Origin of the sequence: Paenibacillus sp. IITD108 (assembly GCF_036541265.1) — a bacterium.
GTDB lineage: Bacteria > Bacillota > Bacilli > Paenibacillales > Paenibacillaceae > Pristimantibacillus.
The window spans coordinates 1-20,043 of the sequence record NZ_JAZHCT010000063.1; the positions used below are offsets into that span (position 1 = coordinate 1).

Annotated in this window: 13 protein-coding genes; 8 read left to right on the top strand and 5 right to left on the bottom strand. The window is 46.8% G+C overall.

All coding sequences use genetic code 11. The features are described from left to right. Window positions 1-1,031 precede the first annotated feature (1,031 nt). Window positions 1,032-3,365, bottom strand: coding sequence for a helix-turn-helix domain-containing protein (locus V1L65_RS28145; RefSeq protein ID WP_331702669.1), 2,334 nt, complete (start codon window positions 3,363-3,365; stop codon window positions 1,032-1,034). A gap of 379 nt (window positions 3,366-3,744) precedes the next feature. Between V1L65_RS28145 and V1L65_RS28150 the strand changes: the two genes are divergently transcribed. The 4 genes from V1L65_RS28150 (at window position 3,745) to V1L65_RS28165 (ending at window position 11,789) form a co-directional block, all read left to right on the top strand. Next, a complete protein-coding gene (locus tag V1L65_RS28150; RefSeq protein ID WP_331702670.1) occupies window positions 3,745-5,334 on the top strand; it encodes an extracellular solute-binding protein in 1,590 nt (529 codons plus the stop codon). Between the two features lie 75 nt (window positions 5,335-5,409). Then, window positions 5,410-6,309, top strand: a complete 900-nt coding sequence (locus tag V1L65_RS28155) for an ABC transporter permease (RefSeq protein WP_331702671.1) — start codon at window positions 5,410-5,412, stop codon at window positions 6,307-6,309. Window positions 6,310-6,335: 26 nt separating this feature from the next. Further along, on the top strand, window positions 6,336-7,205 hold the full coding sequence (locus V1L65_RS28160; protein WP_331702672.1) for a carbohydrate ABC transporter permease: 870 nt from the start codon (window positions 6,336-6,338) through the stop codon (window positions 7,203-7,205). A gap of 60 nt (window positions 7,206-7,265) precedes the next feature. Beyond that, window positions 7,266-11,789, top strand: a complete 4,524-nt coding sequence (locus V1L65_RS28165) for an Ig-like domain-containing protein (RefSeq protein WP_331702673.1) — start codon at window positions 7,266-7,268, stop codon at window positions 11,787-11,789. Between the two features lie 312 nt (window positions 11,790-12,101). Here the strand turns inward: V1L65_RS28165 and V1L65_RS28170 are convergent, their stop codons facing one another. Next, window positions 12,102-13,076: an alginate lyase family protein gene (locus V1L65_RS28170; RefSeq protein ID WP_331702674.1), complete on the bottom strand. Its 975-nt coding sequence runs from the start codon at window positions 13,074-13,076 to the stop codon at window positions 12,102-12,104. Window positions 13,077-13,181: 105 nt separating this feature from the next. Here V1L65_RS28170 and V1L65_RS28175 point away from each other — a divergent pair, with 105 nt between their 5' ends. Then, window positions 13,182-14,057, top strand: coding sequence for a helix-turn-helix transcriptional regulator (locus tag V1L65_RS28175; RefSeq protein WP_331702675.1), 876 nt, complete (start codon window positions 13,182-13,184; stop codon window positions 14,055-14,057). Between the two features lie 317 nt (window positions 14,058-14,374). Here V1L65_RS28175 and V1L65_RS28180 read toward each other — a convergent pair whose 3' ends face one another. Both V1L65_RS28180 and V1L65_RS28185 read right to left on the bottom strand, forming a co-directional pair. Beyond that, window positions 14,375-14,923, bottom strand: coding sequence for a helix-turn-helix transcriptional regulator (locus tag V1L65_RS28180; protein ID WP_331702676.1), 549 nt, complete (start codon window positions 14,921-14,923; stop codon window positions 14,375-14,377). Beyond that, window positions 14,863-15,240, bottom strand: coding sequence for an AraC family ligand binding domain-containing protein (locus V1L65_RS28185; protein ID WP_331702677.1), 378 nt, complete (start codon window positions 15,238-15,240; stop codon window positions 14,863-14,865). Before V1L65_RS28185 ends, V1L65_RS28180 begins: the two co-directional genes overlap by 61 nt. A gap of 165 nt (window positions 15,241-15,405) precedes the next feature. Between V1L65_RS28185 and V1L65_RS28190 the strand changes: the two genes are divergently transcribed. Next, window positions 15,406-17,079: a DUF4091 domain-containing protein gene (locus tag V1L65_RS28190; RefSeq protein ID WP_331702678.1), complete on the top strand. Its 1,674-nt coding sequence runs from the start codon at window positions 15,406-15,408 to the stop codon at window positions 17,077-17,079. 73 nt (window positions 17,080-17,152) lie between these two features. On the opposite strand, the gene V1L65_RS28195 is transcribed toward V1L65_RS28190, so the two are convergent. Next, window positions 17,153-17,953: an AraC family transcriptional regulator gene (locus tag V1L65_RS28195; protein WP_331702679.1), complete on the bottom strand. Its 801-nt coding sequence runs from the start codon at window positions 17,951-17,953 to the stop codon at window positions 17,153-17,155. Between the two features lie 138 nt (window positions 17,954-18,091). On the opposite strand from V1L65_RS28195, the gene V1L65_RS28200 reads away from it, so the two are divergent. Together V1L65_RS28200 and V1L65_RS28205 are read left to right on the top strand one after the other, a co-directional pair. Next, window positions 18,092-18,865 (top strand): phytanoyl-CoA dioxygenase family protein, encoded by a 774-nt coding sequence (locus V1L65_RS28200; protein ID WP_331702680.1) that lies wholly within the window; start codon window positions 18,092-18,094, stop codon window positions 18,863-18,865. A 457-nt stretch (window positions 18,866-19,322) separates the two neighbouring features. Further along, on the top strand, window positions 19,323-19,964 hold the full coding sequence (locus V1L65_RS28205) for a methyl-accepting chemotaxis protein (RefSeq protein WP_442955729.1): 642 nt from the start codon (window positions 19,323-19,325) through the stop codon (window positions 19,962-19,964). Window positions 19,965-20,043 lie beyond the last annotated feature (79 nt).

A 20,043-nucleotide genomic window follows, 5' to 3' on the forward strand; every position in this document is an offset into this window, starting at 1 on the left:
AAGCCTCGACTTATTAGCAAATTCGCCAAAAACCAAACTGTAAAATTTTCCAAGGTATTGACCATTAACCCAAAAATGGTTTTTTAATGCGTTTGATGTAAGGTTCTATGCAAGGCCAGTGCGATTTGAGGCAAATAAGCTCAACTGCAACCGTTAGATATTAAAAAGCGGGTTATTAGACGGATTAGCGCTTCCTGCAACCGTTAGAGTGGAGTAAAGGGTAGATCAAATGTGACGGTTGTGAAATGTATATGAAATTTCATATAGAATAAGCTGAATTGGCGCGAAAAACACAAATGTATATGAAAAACCATACAGAACTGGTAGGTGCCACCTCAAAATGAGCAAATGTATATGAAATTTCATATAGAATAAGCAGAAATGGCGCGAAAAACACAAATGTATATGAAATTTCATATAGAATAGGCCGAAATGGCGCGAAAAACATAAATGTATATGAAATATCATACAGAATTGGTCGGTACTACCTCAAAATGAGCAAATGTATATGAAATTTCATATAGAATAAGCAGAAATGGCGCGAAAAACACAAATGTATATGAAATATCATACAGAATTGGTCGGTACTACCTCAAAATGAGCAAATGTATATGAAATTTCATATAGAATAAGCTGAATTAGCGCGAAAAACACAAATGTATATGAAAAACCATACAGAACTGGTAGGTGCGACCTCAAAATGAACAAATATATATGAAAAACCATACAGAACTGGTTAGTGCCACCTCAAAATGAACAAATGTATATGAAAAACCATACAGAACTGGTAGGTGCGACCTCAAAATGAACAAATATATATGAAAAACCATATAGAACTGGTTGGTGCGACCTCAAAATGAACAAATGTATATGAAAAACCATACAGAACTGGTAGGTGCGACCTCAAAATGACCAAATGTATATGAAAAACCATACAGAACTGGTAGGTGCGACCTCAAAATGACCAAATGTATATGAAATTTCATACATAAATGATCAGCGCTGCCGCCGCGCCTAACCCGCCTCTGCTTTTATTCATTCTGTTCCTTCACTTGGAACAGATGCTTATTCGCGGCTTGCTGCTGCCGGAATTGTCCGGGCGTAAGCCCCGTCCGGTTTTTAAACATTTTGTTGAAGTAGCTTACGTTCGCATACCCGATTTCCCGGCAAATTTCCTCAAGCGAAAGGTGAAGCTGCTTCAATAGCTCCATGGCTCTTTTGATCCGCAGCTGGATCAAATAGTCGTTGATAGTCATACCCGTAGATTCCTTGAAGACACGGCTTAAGTAGGATGAGCTGCGCTGCACATATTCGGCAACCGTATCTACGGAAATATTTTTGTTGAAGTTCGCATCCATATAATCCGTCGCCAGCTGAAGAGTCACATCGGTCATCTTGGAGCGTTTTTCCTTATGGTAGTCGATGATTCTGCCGCACATGTCGAGCAAGCACGTTTCCATATCCGGCAAGGTCTCGGCACGCGCGAGCGCTTCAGCATAAGAAGGCTGGTCGCCAAATACTGCCGATGTATCGCCCCTTGATTGGACCAATGCCTTTAAAATTTCTCCGCTCAGCTGGAAGAACAGCTGCTGAATATTTGCCTTGCTCAGCTTCTTATTAATCGCCGTTTGTGTAATTTGCCGGATGGCCTTGAAGCATTCCTCTTTGTCTGTTTGAAGAATCGATTGCAGCAGCTTCGTTTCCAGCTCGTACGGATAATAGTAAGCTTCTTCCTCTGTCTTCCAGTCGCCTAGAATGGAGTATGGCAAAACTTCGCCTTTGCCGATGTACATTTTTAGATTTAGCGCTTCGAGCGTGTCCTCATAGGCTGAGCGGACGGATGTTTCTCCCGCATAGATTCGGCTGACGGCAATCGTGACAGTTATGCCGTACCGGCTCAACAAGAGCTCTTTTAGTCTTTTGGCCTGCTCAATCGGGAAGCTGTCTGCGCTTAAAGGAACGGAAAGGAGGATAACGGTCCTCTTATCATCCTTGGCGAATATCTCTCCGTCAATATCGGCTCCCAGTTCTTCCATCATTCCATAACGAAACAAATGATATTGGAATATACCGTCCGCTCCCATTTCCGGAAAAGGCTTTTCCAGCTCAAGAGTTAGCATAGCGAACCTTGCAAAATCGAGACGGATACCCAACAACTCCGCTGCCTGTTCTGTTCCGCCGTCGCCTTGGATAAGATCATTCAAATACTTTTCCTTAATGGCCGTACGATTATCGGTTAGGACAAGATCTACTTTCCGTTTCTCCTTCATCAGTGTCTCCCAGTTGCGAACGAGCTGATCGAAGCTGTGACGGATAAAGCCGGCTTCGTCACCCGTGGGCGCAGCTTTGCTCTCGGTTTCCCGCTGGCCTGCCGCAGAGCCTCGGATGTAGGTGATAACGCTTTGGAGCGGCCGGTACAATCTTCTTGACAAATAAAAGGAAATGGCGATTGCCACTAGCAGGTATGCCGCCGCAACGGTGAAAACAATGAATTTGATGCGGTCCATGCCTTGCAATAGCACGGAGCGTTCAGTGACATCAACGAACTTCCAGCCGGTTAGCTCTGAGGTTGTATAGGAGATGATCTGATTGGAATCGTCTATATAGTATCCGCTCCGATCGGTAAGCCTTCCAGGGTCCACCCGCTGCAGCAAGGCTTCTCCTGCGGCATCATCGGAGTAAAGCAGCTCGGAGTTCGGCCCCAATACGAGCGTGGCTCCTTTTTTATTGTGATAATGGCTCAAATAGTCGTTGAAAAGCTGTTCCAGCTTCAAGTTGATAACGATGGCGCCGTCTACTTGACCAATCAAAGGCATTTTTTGCAGCAGGCTTGCGGCTGGTTGATCCGATGCGAAGCCGTTTGGTCGTCCGGTTAACCAAATGGTGCGGTTTTCAGATGGCTGCTTCCAGATGTCCAGCCAGGATGTATCTGCAAAGGTGGAAATAGGCGACGTTTTGATTTCGGGACGTGATGTCAGGACTAGCTCCAACGGCTCGTAATATAAATAGATGGAATCGATGTAAGGACTGATCTTTTTCTGTTCTTCAACGAATCGTGACAAATCGATCAGAGAGCTGACGGTTAACTTGCCGTTTTTAGTTTGGTACAGGTACGATTGGTTTGCCATCATGCCGGCGACGGCATATCTGATTGCGGTCAGGTCTTTGTGGATGAGCTCCTGCTGCTGCGTCAAAATGGATTCGTTGTATTCGATGGCGTTATGAATACTGTTATCTGCCGAAATCGAGTAGGTGACTGTGGCAATAAGAATGACGGTGATCACGGCAATTGCGGTTAAGGAGAGAAGCAGCTTGACGAACATCGTATTATTTTTGATCGCTCGGTATCCCAGCAGGGTAATCACACCCCTTCTTCAATTGGTTGCGCTTACATAATACATTGCGAAATTAAAGTGCAAATCAAGTGTGCCGATAAATTATGCGAAATCATTCGTTGAGTCCATAGAAGCAGGAAAAGAGGCGCTCTTATCGCAAACACTATAGAGGGATTATATCAATAGTTGAGCTGAGCGCAAAGGGGAAGCTCGAAAAACATATAAAAAGCAGAAAAACATAATGCATTCCAAACAGCAAAAATCAAAAAAACATAAAAAAGAATCGAAATAAAAGATTGTGAACCTTGCCAGAGAACGCTATCGTAAAAGTTGTAACCGCTATCAAATCCCGGCCGGGAGTGAAAGCTGCGATACGGTCCAATCATATTGACTCTAGGGGGAGATTTTTTTGCTAAGCAAACGCAAGAAATTAGGAAGCATCTTTTTGGCAGCAATGATGGTAGCGGGCCTGCTGGCCGGCTGCGGCTCCAACTCCAACAATAATAATAACAATAAAAGCAATACGGCATCGCCAAGTATCAGCCCGAGCGCAAACCCAAGTGAAGCAGTTGAAAAGCCAATAGAAATTACATGGGGCATCCACTTCCAGGCTTCCGGCGTTGTAAAAGACTCTGAGGTTCAAAAGTGGCTTGAAGAAAAATTCAATGTGAAAATCAAGCCGGTGAAGGTGACGGATGCCAGTATCGCATCCGGCGAAATTCCAGATATTTTTATGCTGGGCGATCCTGCTAACGTGGCCGCATACCAGAACCAGGGTGTCCTGATGAGCATCGATCAGAACATGCTAAAGGAAAAGCTGCCTGAGTATTATGCAGATATTGAAAAAAACAGTGCCCTGTTCCAAACGGTTACTTTTAGCGATAAACTATGGGCCATCCCGATGTTCATCGATCTGAAGCCTTATGATCTGGCTATGCTTTGGCGTAAAGATTGGCTGGACAATGTTGGGATTACGAAGGTTCCAGAGACACTCGAGGAGTTCGAGCAGGCGGTTTATGCGTTCGCGCAGAAGGACCCGGATAAAAATGGCGCCAAAGATACGTACGGCTTGACAGGTACAGCTACCTCCACCTGGTCATCCGGTTTCTATTCCATTTTTGGAGCGTTCGGCGTAGAACCGACGATGTGGCATGAAAGAAACGGAGAAATTATGAACGGCTCTGTCATGCCGGAGACAAAGGAGGCCTTGGCCAAGCTGCGGCAGTGGTATGCTGATGGGGTTATCGATCCTGAGTTCATTACCGATACGCAGGATTCGTACCGGAAGAAGCTTTACAATAACCGGATTGGCGTCATCGAGGAGCAAATTGCCAAAGGCGCGCTTCCAGAGTCCGGGACCGTGGTGGAAATGAAGTCCTTGAATCCCGATGCGGAGCTGGTGTTCGCCAGAAATCCGAAAGGGCCAGGCGGGGACGGCTCTTGGGATTGGGGAGTGAAGAGTAATTTCGTCGTCCTTGGCAACAAAGTGCAGGATCAGCCGGAGAAGCTGGAAAAGCTTCTAGAAATTATTCGTGCGCAGAGCAGTGACGAAGAAACGATCAATATGACCAGCCTCGGGGTAAAGGGAAAAACTTGGGACTTCACAGAAAGTGGAGCGACTTCTGGAGCAACTAAATATCTTGAAGGCTTTGAGAAGCAAGAGCAGCGCGATCAGCTCGGCATTCGTCTCTTCTCCCTCGGTAACATTACGACGCAAGCTTACCGCGAGAAGTATTCCAATTCAAAGCTGAACGAAGCGATCAAAACGTATTCCTCTGCTCCTAACTTGACCGATGCGTTGTTGTTCTCAGCGCTGCCATCCGATGGCAAGTACAAGGCTGACCTTACTTCGCTTATGCAAAAGTACTTCGCTCAAATTATTAGCGGTGAAATTCCGCTCGATGATTTCGATAAATTCGTAACAGAATGGAAAGCAAGAGGCGGCGATGAGCTGACCAAGGAAGCAAACGAGATGTATCAGGCACAATTCAAAAAATAAGCGGATTCCGCTGTTCTGCAAAAGCCGAACTTGGCTTTTGCAGAATGGCAGGTCCGGGCTGCAAGGAAGGATAGCATGAAAACGATACGTAAACACGGAGAGCTGCTCACGCTGTTTCTGTTTTCCTTTGTGTTTTTTTTCATTTTCAAATACGGTCCGTTGTACGGCGTAGTCATCGCGTTCAAGGATTTCCGAGTCGTGGACGGGATTTGGGGAAGCCCATGGGTAGGGTTAAAGCATTTTATCGAACTGTTTCAAAATAGTGATTTTTATCGCCTTCTAAAAAACACCCTGCTTCTTAACCTATACTTGCTGATCTTTGCATTCCCAGCTCCGATTATTTTGGCGCTATTGCTGAATGAGGTCCGGTCCCGGTATTTTCAAAGATTCATACAAACGACGATGTATTTGCCGCATTTCGTTTCCTGGGTCATTATGTCAGGACTGATCATCTACTTTCTTTCGCCGACCTCCGGCGTTATAGCTGAAATCACGGGATGGTTCGGGAAGGAGCCCGTTTTCTATATGGGCAAAAAAGAGTATTTTCGTTCAATAGTCGTCTCCACGGCAATTCTGAAGGATTTGGGCTGGGGGTCGATCATTTATTTTGCCGCACTCGCGGGCATCAACCCGGAGCTGCAGGAATCGGCCATTATCGACGGGGCGAACCGCTGGCAGCGCATTATCAAAATCAATATTCCTTCGATCATGCCTACAATCGCGATCATGTTTATTTTGAGTCTGGGCGGCTTTTTAAGCGCAAATTTCGAACAAATTATTAATCTGCTTAATCCGGTCACCTTTGAAACCGGCGATGTTATAGACACTTATGTTTATCGCGTCGGATTGCAGCAATTTCAGTACAGCTACACGGCAGCGATTGGCCTGTTCAAGTCTCTGGTGGGGCTGTTGCTCATTCTTGGTGCCAATTTGACCATAAGGAAGCTGAGCCGAGGGGAGAATGGGTTATGGTAGAAGCAGGAAGCAAGAGGAAAACAGGTATGAAGGCCAAAAGTTGGAAAGACCGAATCGCTCCCTTTTTCATCTACTTGGTGTTAACGATGCTCGCACTCGTCGTTGTGTATCCGTTCATCCATGTCATTGCTGTATCCTTTAGCAGCCGCGGGGAGGCGCTGCGCAGCGGATTTCATTTTTTTCCGAGGGAATTCGAATGGAGGTCGTATCAGGAGCTGCTTGAATATCCATTCATCTGGTCGGGTTATGCGAATACACTGTTCCGCATGGTAGTGGGGACGTTTTTGACCTTGCTCGTTACCGTCTGTGCCGCTTACCCGCTGTCGCGGCCCGATTTTCCTATGAAAAGGATATTAGTACTGCTTTTGCTGTTTACGATGATCTTCGACGGAGGCATTGTGCCGAATTACTTGCTAATGAAGGAACTGCATCTGTTGAACTCCTTATGGGTCTACGTACTGCCGTCGACAGCTAACGCCTTTCAAGTGCTGGTCATGCTCTCGTTCTTCCGTTCCATACCGGATGCGCTGATTGAAGCGGCCCGTATCGACGGAGCAAGAGATTTGCGGATTTTATTCCGCATCGTACTGCCGCTCTCCATCCCGTCGCTGGTCACGATCGGGCTTTGGTCGCTGGTACACCATATCAACGCATTTATGGATAATTTACTGTATGTGACCGATCAATCGAAGTTTGTGCTGCAGCAAGTCGTTCGGCAAATACTGATCGAGAACAAGCTGGATCCGTTTACGACGGCAACAAATCTGACGCCTCCTGCGCCGGAGAGCTTGAAGATGGCGTCGGTAATCGTATGCTCGCTGCCTGTGCTTGTCTTGTATCCGTTCTTGTTGAAATATTTCGAAAAAGGAACGATGATCGGTTCTGTGAAAGGTTAATCCGGGAACCTTATGGTTCCCTCTCAGAAATTCAGATCGAATAGGAGGTTTGAATGTAATATGAGAAGAAAAACGATGATGTTTTTGTGGATCATTGCCTTAATAGCGAGCTGTATCCCGGTCACGGGGGTCCAAGCGGAGGAGATGCAAAGTTCTGGAGCGGTCTATTTCATATCTGAAAGTGGAAGCGATTCCAATCCCGGGACAGAGGAAGCTCCTTTCCTTACCCTGGAGAAGGCCAGAGATGCGATCCGCCAGCTGAAGCAAGGCCCGGGGCTGCCTGATGGCGGTGTTACGGTTTATTTAAGAGACGGCATCTACAATCGGACTGGAACCTTTCTGCTGGAGGAGCAGGATTCCGGGACGGCGGACAAACCAATTACTTATCGGGCCTATCCGGGCGAATCCGTGCGGTTGAACGGCGGCCTGCAGCTGGAGAAAACTTGGTTTACTCCTGTAACGGACGAATCGGTTCTGAACCGGATCATCAGCACGGATGCTAGAACCAAGGTGCTGCAAGCGGACTTGATGGCGCATGGTATTACCGATTACGGCGTTATGAGCCGTCACGGCTATTACTTGGCCAATGATGTCAGCCAAACTCCGCCAATGGAGCTGTACATCGATGGTGAAGGCATGACCCTTGCAAGATGGCCGAACAACGGAACCGTTCAAATGGGCAATATTCTCGACCCGGGCCCAACCCGCAGAGATCCCGACTTGCAGACCCGGGGCGGCACATTCACATACACCTATGAGCGGCCAGAGCTTTGGAGCCAGGCGGAAGACATATGGCTGGACGGTATTTTCGGCTATAGCTGGGAGTGGTCGTACAACAAAATCGCTTCTATTGATACTGAGAACAAGGCGATCACATTAGCTTATGGGGAAATGAGCGGTCTCTTCAAAAACTGGTACCCGGACTTCCATTTTGCCCAAAACTTATTGGAAGAGATCGACATGCCGGGAGAGTATTATATTGACCGGAGCCAAGGCATTCTTTATTTTATGCCGACTGTCGCCTTCCTGGCGGAAGCTCCTGAGATTACAGTGTCCATGTTGAAAACTCCTATGATTAATACGGTTAACGCTTCGTATGTGACTTTCGAGGACCTGATTATGGAAAATGGCCGGGATTCGGCCGTGATCATTATGGGCGGCAGCCATGTCCGGGTGGTGCATTGCGAGATTCGCAACTTCACTGAAGGGGGCGTGCGAATTAATACACAAAGCCGCTGGCTGTACAACGATTTCGCCAAAGGAACGGGAGTCAACCATGCCGTCATCAGCACCGACATTCACCATGTCGGAGGAACGGGGGTCATTCTGAATGGCGGGGATCGGCTGACGCTGGAGCCGGGCAACAACGTAGTGGAGAACAGTCATATCCATGATTTTGCCTATTATCATAAAGCTTATAACCCTGCCGTCATCCTGACGGGAGCTGGAAACCGCATTTCTCACAACGAAATTCATGACGCTCCCCATCCGGGCATACTCATTTTTGGCAACGACCATCTTGTGGAATACAACAACATTTATGACGTATGCAAAACGTTTTCGGATCTCGGCGCCATCTACATGAATCTGGGCGCAGCGCCGCAGGAGCGGGGATCGGTTATTAGGAGAAACTATTTCCATCACATCGGGGAAGGCATCGCTGGTGTTCAGGGCGTCTATCCGGACAACTTCACGATGGGCATTACAATTGAAGAAAACATTTTCTACCGGATGGGCAATTCCGCTGTTTTAAACAACGGCGGCGCTCATATCCGTACACAAAATAACCTATTCATTGACGCCAAGGTTCCTTACGATTACGCAGACCTGTACTTGGGCGACAAGCCGGAACAGCAAATTTCTAAAAACTATATGGGTCCGTGGCGTGCGCTGTTCGAAAAATACAACAATTTCGTAGGAATGCCGCATCTGACGAAATATCCTGAGCTGGCGGACTTTTTTACGGAGAACCGTTACTATCCGGACACGAATACATTCCAAAATAACGTCATCTACAATCCTACGAAAACGAGAAGCAGCACGACGAATGCGAACGGCGCTTACGATAAGTTCAATCTCGTGCAATATGCGAACAACTGGGTCACGGATCAGGATCCGGGCTTTGTAAATCTAGCAGGCGGTGATTTGAATCTTAAGCCCGATGCGGCGGTGTTTCAGCAAATCCCGGGCTTCAAGGACGTCCCATTCAGCGAGATGGGGATCATAGGAAAAGCTGGGCCATATTTGACACCGGACGAAATTCCTGTTCAAGCGGTAAAGCTTTACGATGATCAAGTGACGATCGGCATTGGCAAATCGTATTCGCTGTACTCGGCGGTGCTTCCTTGGAACGCTACTAACAATAAGCTTATTTTTGCCTCGAGCGACCCGTCGATCGTGAAGGTGGACGCGGATGGCAAGCTGAAGGGGGTTAATCTGGGGAATGCGGTCGTTACGGCAGTCTCTGCCGATAATCCGCTCCTACAGGACGAGGTTCAGGTGACTGTCGAGGTTGGAGACGGGATTATGGACTTTACGAACTTCGAGAACGGACGGAACAGCTGGCCGAGCGATCCGAACCGGAGCATCGTGGAGGTCGAAGGCGGCAATCACATGTATAAGCTGCTCAAAGGTGCAACCGCGCTGAACGAGAATGATTACAGCGATTACGAGCTGACCTTCAAGCTAAAGACGCCGCCTGTCATTCCAGAATTAGCTACGTTCTACGTGTTCGACCGGTTGAACCAAAGCGGCAGCGGCGGCCGAATCGGGTATCGGAAGTTTGCGGACGGCACATCTTCCTGGATTCTGTACAATAAAGATTGGGCCACCATCAAGCAAAACATATTGCCCGCGCAGGACCTGCTGCCGGATACCGAATATGATATCAAGATTATCATAAAGGGCAAAGAGATCAGCGTTTATGCCGATGGCAAGCTTAAGCTGAAGGCGGCCGATCCTACATTCAATTCGTCCGGCAAGGTCGGGTTCTATGCCGGCGGCTTTGACTATCTTCTATTCGACGATATTCAATTTAAAGTTCCTACGACGGATGTGGCCGGTTTGCTGTTGGATGAGAGTCTCAATATGGTCGTAGATGAACAGCAGCAGATGCAGGTGCAATTCGACCCGTCAGATGCCGCTGACCGGACCGTCCTCTGGCAGTCTGCAAATCCAGAAATTGCATCTGTCGATGCGGAAGGAACGGTCACTGCTTTGGCCAAAGGAGAAACTGTAGTAACGGTTACCTCAGTTGCCAACCCGGCAGCTGCGGCATCCATCCGGATTGTCGTTTCGGATATTCTTCACTTCACCGATTTCGATTCGGGGGCGAACGGCTGGCCGGTAGACCCTAATCGCAGCATTGTGACGGTGAATGGCAACAAAAAGTACAAAATTTTAAAAGGCGCATCTGCGCTGCATCCAAAGCTATTTACAGATTACGATTTAACCTTCAAGCTGACAACGCCTGCCGAGATGCCGTCTCAGGGTACGTTTTACGTATATGACCGTTCCGCTTCTGGTAATTCTGGAAAGATTGGATACAGGAAATTGCCAGATGGCACTTCACAGTGGATTTTGTATGATCCGGCTTGGGCCATACTTCAAACCAAGGACGTTGCATACGAGGATCTTTTGCCTGGCACGGAGTACAATTTCCGCATTCTAGTAGATGGCTCCAGCATCCGTGTTTATGTGGACGGGGAGCTGAAGCTGAATGGTTCTGATCCCAAGCATAATCCTTCAGGAACAGTAGGCTTCTATGTAGGCGGGTTCAGCGAAATGTGGTTCGACGATGTAAAGCTTACTATGATTGACCGAACTGCTCCTGTGACCTCAGCGGTCCTGAGTCCGGCGCTGCCTGACGGGACAAATAGCTGGTATAATGGGCCTGTTACTGTTGAATTGAATGCTGATGACGCGGGCACGGGTGTAACAACGACCGAGTACAGCACGGATGGCGGGGAGACATGGCAGATCTACAAAGAGTCTCTAACTTTCGCACAGGACGGCAGCTATGAGGTTGCATACCGCTCAGTAGATTGGGCTGGAAATCTGGAGGACGAGAAAATGGTCAGCTTCAAGCTGGATGGCAGTGCACCCGTACTAGCCATTGAGGGGCTAGCTGCAGGTGATTATGCAAGTATGGAAACGCTGACTATAACTTGGACGGCTTCCGACGCGCTGTCGGGGGTGGATGACAGCAAGACCGTCGCGCTGTTAGATGGGCAGTCAATAGAGCATGGAACGGAGATTCAGCTCTATACGCTAGCCCCGGGCTCCCATACATTCACCGTATCCGTCAGTGATAGAGCGGGGAATACTCAGGAGAGCACGGTAACCTTCAATACGTATGCCAACGCGAGCACACTGAAGGAACTCGTCGATCTGTTTATAGAGATGTCCTGGATCGACAACCATGGAATCGCAAACAGCTTGACTAAGAAGCTTGAGCACGGCCAATTACAAGCTTTTATTAATCAGGTTCAGGCACAAAGCGGCAAGCACATTAGAGCTGAAGCTGCCTCCTATCTGCTGCGGGATGCCAACTATATTATTCATGGGTTGGATTCGACGGATTAAGTTCATACTTGATTGAACGCAAGGATTCAATAAATTTAGTTCATACGTGATCGTTAGCAGAATTAAGCTTTGGACTAGGATAAACGGTTCCGCCGTCCTTTGGAAAGGCGCGTTTACCGATGAATTATAAGAAGAAGTTTATAGAAAAAAACTTATAAAATTCTTATAATTCGAAGAAAGCCTTGGACGAAGTCGTCCAAGGCTTTTGGGGTTATGATTGCCGGTCAAAGTAATTCAAGGCCATTCAAAACCTGTGGCAGCGGTTTAGGCTATCCAACCTTTTATGTCACTGTGGTCTGCAAGCCGAAATGCTCACTTCGCAATAAATTGAAGCTCTGGAAATACCCAAGCGTACGATTGAAAATAACCGTTGTTCTTATTAATATGGCCGATTATAGGGCGATAAGGAGAGACGAATCGCTCGTATGAGGGATCTCCATAAATTTTGGACATCGCTTCAAACAAATCCAACGGCCATGTATGGGCGCCAAGCGGAGGAATGTTTTGATCTTTGTCGTATGGCCATTCTTCTGTATGACCGTCGACATAATACAATAACGTATCGAGCGCTTTTTTGATGCTTTTGCCGCCTGGATAGGTACGGTGAAACAGATCTTCGCCAGTCTCGTCAAGAATTAGCTTGGAAGCTGCCGTTATGGGAGCCAAGGCGAAATAGTGATACCAGATCGCTTTTGTTCCTCTCTTTGTTTCTTCGGGGATAAATCCGGAAGGTGCAATACAAGCTTCGATATGTTTTTTTAGATTGGCGGCTTCTGCCGCGAAGCATTCTCTGTCATCCATGAAGCGGAACAGGGCCAACTGGGCGTATAAGCTCCAGCTCCACCAGTTGTTACGGAGCGGGATGCCGTCCCATGCCGGCAAACAAACCGTGGTCATCCAGCGCACGAACTGATTTTGATTATCCTTGCGCCAGCCCGTATAGGATTTAATGAGCTCCGCCGCTTGTATGAGACCCACTCCCAAATAAGCGGAAACAAGCGGGCCATCGTTGTCGGCCAATTCCTGATTGATGCTTGCCCATCCGTTAATCAGTTCGATTGCTTTATCCGCATAGACGGCTTCTCCTGTAATTTGGTGGGCTAGCGCTGTCGTGTAGGCGGCTTGTGCGTCTGCTTCCATGAGCCGTTTGGCAGCTTGATGTCCAGCCGGATCGAAATAGTAGCCGGGAATTTGCCAGATCGGAACGGCATGACAGCGAACCTGCAAGCTCTCATTCGCAACTTGCAGCAGCTGGTCCAATGCGGTCGAGTTGTTCATAGCGTGCATCTACCCTTTCCTAACTATTCTGTCTTCATTATAGTACCAGACGAATAATTCTCGGTTGCACTAAAATATAACTAGTTTGCGATAATAGCATCGGGGGTGATAGAGTTGGCTTCTTACATCGAGTATGTGGATCCGGCGCAAAGCAGCTTTTTTCTTGCATATCGGGATGAGTGGTCGGATGACCATTTTCTTAAATTTCATGCGCATCAGGGTTTGGAGCTGTTGTTCATCCATGAAGGCCACGGGATGGTGGAGGTGGAGGGCCGCTCCTACAAGCTGGAAAAAGGCATATTTTTCTGCTTCCAGCCTTACCAGCTGCACAAGCTGGAGGTTTTCGCCCAAAAGGGGACCCGATATGTCCGAACGAATCTGACCTTTGATCCCCGTTATTTGGAGCCCTATTTGGCGCCGTATCCCAAGCTTCAAACATTTTTTCACTATCTGTCCAAGGGAACGCTGCCTTCTCCCAAATTCACATTCTATGATAACAGGCTGTCGGGACTTATGGAGGGCCATGTTCAAGCAGTAGAAGAGTCTGGCGAGGAGCGGGAAGAGGCCCGCATCTTATTTTTAATTTCCTTGCTGCGTCAACTTCAATTAGCGGTTATTGCACATAACGAGCTTCCGCTGGAAGGCTGGGCGATCAAAAAAACAGTTCATATTGAAGCGATTATGGATTGGATTGAAGCTCACTTTAAGGAGTCTTTCAGTCTAGAGCTGCTGGCGAAGGAATTTCATCTTTCTCCTTACTACGTGTCTCATCTGTTTAAGGCATATACCGGGGTTACCCTTACTGATTACATCACATCCAGAAGAATACGCGAAGCCTGCGTGCTATTGGGCAATTCCGACAAAACGGTACAGCAAATCGCTTGCGAGATCGGCGGGTTAAGCGCCCCTTATTTTTGCAAGCTGTTCAAAAAACACAAGAGCATGACGCCGCTGGATTATAGGTCTGCGCTGCATCATTCCGCTAATTAACGGGCATAGAGTAACAAGCAATAGAAAGGGGGCCACTGCGATCAAGATTGGGATTCCGACCGCTGTTGTAGTCCAATATTTCTGATTAAATAACCCCTGTAATGGATAAAATTGGCCTACAAAGGCGGACGCTACCGCTTCTCCATTCCCATTCTTGCTCTCCGTTCCCCCATTTTCATTGCTTATTAATAGTTGCTCACAATTAATCGACACCTTCGTCAGCAGCGTTATCTGTGAACTTTTTGCTCATTATGCTCCATAGCGATATCGTGCCTATCAAGCGCCTCTAGGATGCAACAGCTGCATTGCTCTGCCCTTTAATCCAAAAAAATTGTGTCAAATGGATAATTTATCGTTTGCTCGCGATATTCGCGCGGGGAGAAGCCCAGATAAGCTTTGAAGGTTTTGCTGAAGTAGCTGGGACTGTCAAAGCCGCATTGCCTGCCAATATCCTGTGCGCTTAAATCGGTTGTGCGCAGCATCGTGACGGCTGTCTCAATTCGCCGCCGGCGCAAGTATTCGAGCGGAGAAGCCAGATCATTTCTTTGAAACAGCCGGCACAAGTAGGCTCCGGTTACACCGCAATGAGTGGCGATATCCTCCAAAGAAAGCGGCAGCGCGTAGTTTTCTTTTATAAAATGCTTCGCTTTACTGACGATAGTCGAGTGCTCTGTTTTGGAGGTTAGGCCAGCCTCCGGCGTTAACAGTGACAGCATAAATCGATACAACAGTACGGAAAGCTCTGCGCAATCGGAAAGCTGATCCTCAGAGATAGATTTGTACATATCCCAAAAGCTGGACAGAGCTAAGCTATTTTCATGCAAAGAGAGTATTGCGCCTTCTTGTTCGATAATTCGGTCACACATCCGAAGCGCATCCTCTCCCTTGGCATTAAGCCATATAAACTCCCATGGCTCTGACGTTTGGCCGAATAATAATAGCGATGATCGCTAGGGACTTTAACGAGAAATGCTTTGCCCGGCGTTAGGCTGTAGCTTTTACCCTCCAGCTCGATTCGCCCTTCACCGCTTAACGTATATTGAAAGACAATATGTCCAAAATCTGATCGTTCCCGTCCGTCATTGCCATAATAAGGAGAATCGGTAGATTGCCAGCCTATCGAATCTAGCAGCAAGTAAGGGAGAGCATCTGTAAAACGGAAAGCAAAGGCGCCTTGTTTCATCGAAAATATCTCCTGCCTTTCCATAATCAATATATAAACTATCTTTATACATAATATTTTCTGAAAATAAAGTCAAGATTGTTATAGTTTGTTTAATATAGTTAGATTGCTGATCTATGCTCCAGTTGTTATGATGAAACCATCAGAGTTAAAGGAGGATACGTAATGAATAGTGCTTCGACTATATTTGAGACGCGTTGTTTAAGCTCCTTGAGCAAGGTGTTTGGAGACACAGAATTGCTAGATTCGAAGATCAATAGCGGAACAGCTTTGTGGAATGAGGTGTATTCCTTTCAAGTAGCGTACCGCTCTAACAGCTTGCTTCGCTACCTTAATGTTTCTGTCGAATCGGAGCTGGAGCCGTATGTCACAGTTCGGTCTGTAGGTTTATCACCGTCGGATATGCCGACATTTGCACAGTCAGATGATGACTATATAAGAAAAACGCCTGGCATGTACCCGGATATTTTATATCCGCTCGAGGAAGGCGTACATGCGGTACCGGATCAGTGGCGCGCAGTATGGGTGACCGTTGCGCTGCCTGTCAAAGCTCAGGTTAATTGTGGGGAGAAAGCTGCCGCTTATGCTATAAAGCTTGCTTTTGCGGACAACAGCGGCAATCGTTTGGGAGAGGAGCAGTTCACGCTGGAGGTGCTTCCGGCAGAACTGCCTGCTCAGCAATTGCTTCATACAGAATGGTTTCACACCGATTGCATTGCAACGCAGTATGAGGTGGATGTATTCAGCGAGGAGCATTGGGCGCTTATTGAGAAGTATGTAAACAATGCGGCCAGACATGGCGTTAATCTGTTGCTTACACCTTTGTTTACGCCTCCGCTTGATACAGCTGTTGGCAGCGAGCGCCCGACGGTGCAACTGATCGGTGTGGAGCGAACAGGTGAAAACAAATACAGCTTCAGCTTTGACAAGCTGGAGCGCTGGATTGCAATGTGCCAAAGAGCTGGCGTTGAGAATTACGAATTTTCTCATTTGTTTACGCAATGGGGAGCCGCTCACGCTCCTAAAATTGTAGCCGACGTAGATGGTGAAGAGAAGCGGATATTTGGCTGGGAAACCGATGCGGCAGGTGAAGCTTATGTTGCGTTTCTGAATCAGTTTCTACCCGAGCTTGTCGCATTCATTCATAAACATGGCTTGGAGAAGCATGTATTCTTCCATGTATCCGATGAGCCGGCATTGGCGCATCAGGAAAATTATCGCAAAGCAAGTGAAATACTTAAGGCTCATCTCGGCGCCTTTACTTTCCTAGATGCGTTGTCCGATTTTGAATTTTATAAGCAAGGGCTCGTTGATGTGCCGATTCCGTCAAATGACCATATCGAGCCATTCATTGAGCAGCAGGTAGAGCCGCTATGGACTTATTATTGCTGCGGACAATATATTGAAGTGTCTAATCGCTTTTTCAGCATGCCTTCGTATCGCAACCGGGTTATTGGCACACAGCTGTATAAATTTGACGTTAAAGGCTTTTTGCACTGGGGCTTTAATTTCTGGTACAGCCAGTACTCGACGAAGCAGATTGATCCATTCCGAGTGACGGATGCAGACTGCGGTTTCCCTTCCGGGGATGCCTTTGTCGTTTATCCGGGTTCAGACGGTCCGCTTGATTCCTTGCGCTGGGAAGTATTCTACGAAGGGCTGCAGGATATGAGGGCGCTTCAGCTGCTGGAGCAGCTTGCGGGCAGAGAAAAGGCACTCGAGGTATTGGAGCAGGATTTGGCAGAGCCTATTACTTTCAAGCAATATCCTAGAAGTATAGATTGGCTGCTGCAGGCTCGTAACCGCATTAATGCTGCGATTGCGGAAGCTTTAGCTTAAAGCAGAATAGCTTTTCAAGGATTGAAGGCGCTGGGGATTGTTCCGGCGTCTTTCAATCGTTCTTTATGCTTTTTCAAATTTGATACGTTTTTCGAAATTGCGAAGGGCTAACGCCGTAACGCTTTTTAAATACCCGGCTTAAGTAAAAGCCGTTCTGATAACCGCACTGCTGCGCAATATTGTCCAAATTAAGCTCAGAGTTGATCAATAAGCTCTGGGCTTTTTGCATGCGGATCCCTGTCAAATAGATGATAGGGGTTACTCCCATGCTAGCTTGAAAGCGTCGGGAAAATTGCGACTGGCTAAGCGCCGCTTGATCGGCAAGCTCCTGCAGCGATAAAGGCTCAAACGCATGATTTTGCAAATGGCTGGCGGCTTTGCGAACGATAGGATCCTTGGCGGCAACAAGATTTGCAGATTCCTGGTGCTGATGTTCAATGATGTACAAATATAAAATATCCCGTAACAGATGCTGCTTATGAATCCAATGGTGTGGCATGTCTATATCAGAAAATTCGCGGATTAAAGAATAAATAGTAGAGTAGCGGTCAATGCGGTGAAATGAAATCTTCCCGCGCGGAATTGTGGCAAGTAAACGCTGCACCTCCTCGTTCATATCCCCCCAATGAAATTCAATGAACAGGAACGATAACTGTTCTAGCGCGCGCCTCTCTAACGGTACACCAGGCGGACAAAGGATGATATCGCCGAATTTGGCAATGCCAATTTCTTTACCGAGCCTATACTCAAATCTGCCCTCGTCAGCCGCCAGTATAACCCAATTGTCATACGTATCCTCTGATAACATAAAAAAGCGTTTTGTATTCGTTTGATACCATCGGATTAGATGAATGCACATCAGCTGCTCCAACATAGTAGGAAGCTCCCTTCGACACAAAAAAGGATATGTAAATTGATTATAAACTGCATGTTAATCAAGCTGAGTCAATAATATGATTATATCAAGGATGCAGAAAAAATATATATTCTTTTTAAGAAGAGGAGTGCCAACATGAAAATCTCTACCTTTTTAACAGATGCCCAGCTAAAAGATTATAAGGAAAATGGATACCTTGTCCTTCGCAATGTATTTTCACCAGAGGAAGCCGCAGTATGGCAGAAGGAATGTGAAAGACTGCTTACGTTAAACGAATATTTGGATCCGAATAACCTGCGTGTAAATTACCGTAAATTAAATGACTGCAATATTATCGAGAAAATCGACCCTGTTCAGGATATATCGAGTGTTTTCCAAAAACTTGAGAAGGATGAGCGGATACTTACTCCATTGCGTGATATTTATATGGACGAACCGCTGTTGTTCAAAGATAAGCTGATATTTAAGCTGCCTGGCGTGTCCGGTTATACGATGCATCAGGATGCTTCATGGTGGCAGGGCTTTCCGATTGAAGGACTGATCTCGGTTATGGTGGCGATTGACGGGGCTACCGAGGAAAACGGCGGGCTTGAGCTGTTCCCTGGCTATCATGACCGCTTCCGGTCAACAATTGGCGAGCTGCGCAATATGAACGATGAGGAAATTGCAGAGATCGATGCGTCCAAAGGGGAGATTGTGGAAACCCAACCTGGAGATATTATTATATTCCATTCGTTTGCTCCGCATCAAAGCGGACCGAATACAGCGAATACGAGCAGAAGACAGCTATATTTGACCTATTCCCCAGCTAAAAACGGCCAGCTGTATCATGCCCATTATCAGCACTACTGCCGGTATATCAGCCATATGAGAATGCAAAACGATATGCCAGAAATGTACTTTAAATGATAAGGAATAGGAAAAGGGAGCATCTCCGTTAAAGGGGAGGCTTCTTTTTTTTGAAATAGAGGCATCTTAATACCCACAATTAACCAAATCGTACATAAATGTCCCTTAGCTGATGAAAATGGCGAAAAAAAATTAATAACGGACATTTATTAAGGACGCTGTCAGCCACCTATGCTAGACCTAGTGCAGAAGGCTTAAACTTTTTATTGCGGCATAAAGGGTTCAAGCAAATGTTGTCGAATGATGTAATATAATATCCATTAATATGTAAAGCGACAGGAGGAAAATAATGAATAAGTTAGAGGCATTTATACAAGCGGCGCCTTACTTGAAACAGCTTTACAGAGACGAGGAAGTTATGATTGCGGTTTCGGATCTCGAGAAATACATTTACTTTGACGCTGATCCTTCTATGCAAATGACTGAGGCCGGAGCAGCAGTTATCCCCGGTGATGGCATGTACGAAGCGATTCAGGATAACGAGACCAAATATATCGAGGTGCCAAAAGAGGTGCGAGGCACTCCGTTTATAGCGGTAACGATTCCGGTTATTGATAATGAAGGAGCGGTTATAGGAGGATTTGGCGTCGGCAGGTCTACGGCTAAAAAAGAAGCGCTTATAGATGCCGCTACTAATCTGGCAGCATCTTTGGAGCAAATTTCTGTATCAGTTACCGATATTGCAGACAAGGCGCAATCCTTGACAAAAACACAAGAAAACACAGGCGACCTAATGAAGCAAATGAGCGAGCATGCTAAGAAAACGGGAGAGATAAGCCAGCTTATTGTGGAGATTGCAGATCAGACTCACTTGCTTGGACTCAATGCAGCTATAGAAGCAGCTAGAGCGGGCGATCAAGGACGCGGCTTTGGTGTAGTCGCCAATGAAATTCGCAAGCTTGCCCAGCACAGCAGAGATGCTGTGAAAAATATTGAAAGCAGCTTGGAAGCTATCAATCAATCGCTGGCAACAGTAGTTGAACAGGTTACTGAAAGCACGCTCATGATTCAGTCGCAAGCGGCCGCTACGCAAGAGGTAACCGCTAGTGTTGAGGAATTGAACTCAATGTCCCAGTCTCTGGTAGATATGACAAACTAGTTTTCCAGTTGTACATAGAATGGATGCTTTTACTATAAGCGATGCAATATTTATGCACAGGCATGAATGTTGCATCGTT

What these genes read in the sequence shown, in the direction of transcription:
- V1L65_RS28155 (WP_331702671.1), top strand. Translation starts at nt 5,410, where the DNA reads ATGAAAACGATACGTAAACACGGAGAGCTGCTCACGCTGTTTCTGTTT.
- V1L65_RS28160 (WP_331702672.1), top strand. Translation starts at nt 6,336, where the DNA reads ATGAAGGCCAAAAGTTGGAAAGACCGAATCGCTCCCTTTTTCATCTAC.
- V1L65_RS28165 (WP_331702673.1), top strand. Translation starts at nt 7,266, where the DNA reads ATGAGAAGAAAAACGATGATGTTTTTGTGGATCATTGCCTTAATAGCG.
- V1L65_RS28170 (WP_331702674.1), bottom strand. Translation starts at nt 13,076, where the DNA reads ATGCACGCTATGAACAACTCGACCGCATTGGACCAGCTGCTGCAAGTT.
- V1L65_RS28180 (WP_331702676.1), bottom strand. Translation starts at nt 14,923, where the DNA reads ATGTGTGACCGAATTATCGAACAAGAAGGCGCAATACTCTCTTTGCAT.
- V1L65_RS28185 (WP_331702677.1), bottom strand. Translation starts at nt 15,240, where the DNA reads ATGAAACAAGGCGCCTTTGCTTTCCGTTTTACAGATGCTCTCCCTTAC.
- V1L65_RS28190 (WP_331702678.1), top strand. Translation starts at nt 15,406, where the DNA reads ATGAATAGTGCTTCGACTATATTTGAGACGCGTTGTTTAAGCTCCTTG.
- V1L65_RS28195 (WP_331702679.1), bottom strand. Translation starts at nt 17,953, where the DNA reads ATGTTGGAGCAGCTGATGTGCATTCATCTAATCCGATGGTATCAAACG.
- V1L65_RS28200 (WP_331702680.1), top strand. Translation starts at nt 18,092, where the DNA reads ATGAAAATCTCTACCTTTTTAACAGATGCCCAGCTAAAAGATTATAAG.
- V1L65_RS28205 (WP_442955729.1), top strand. Translation starts at nt 19,323, where the DNA reads ATGTACGAAGCGATTCAGGATAACGAGACCAAATATATCGAGGTGCCA.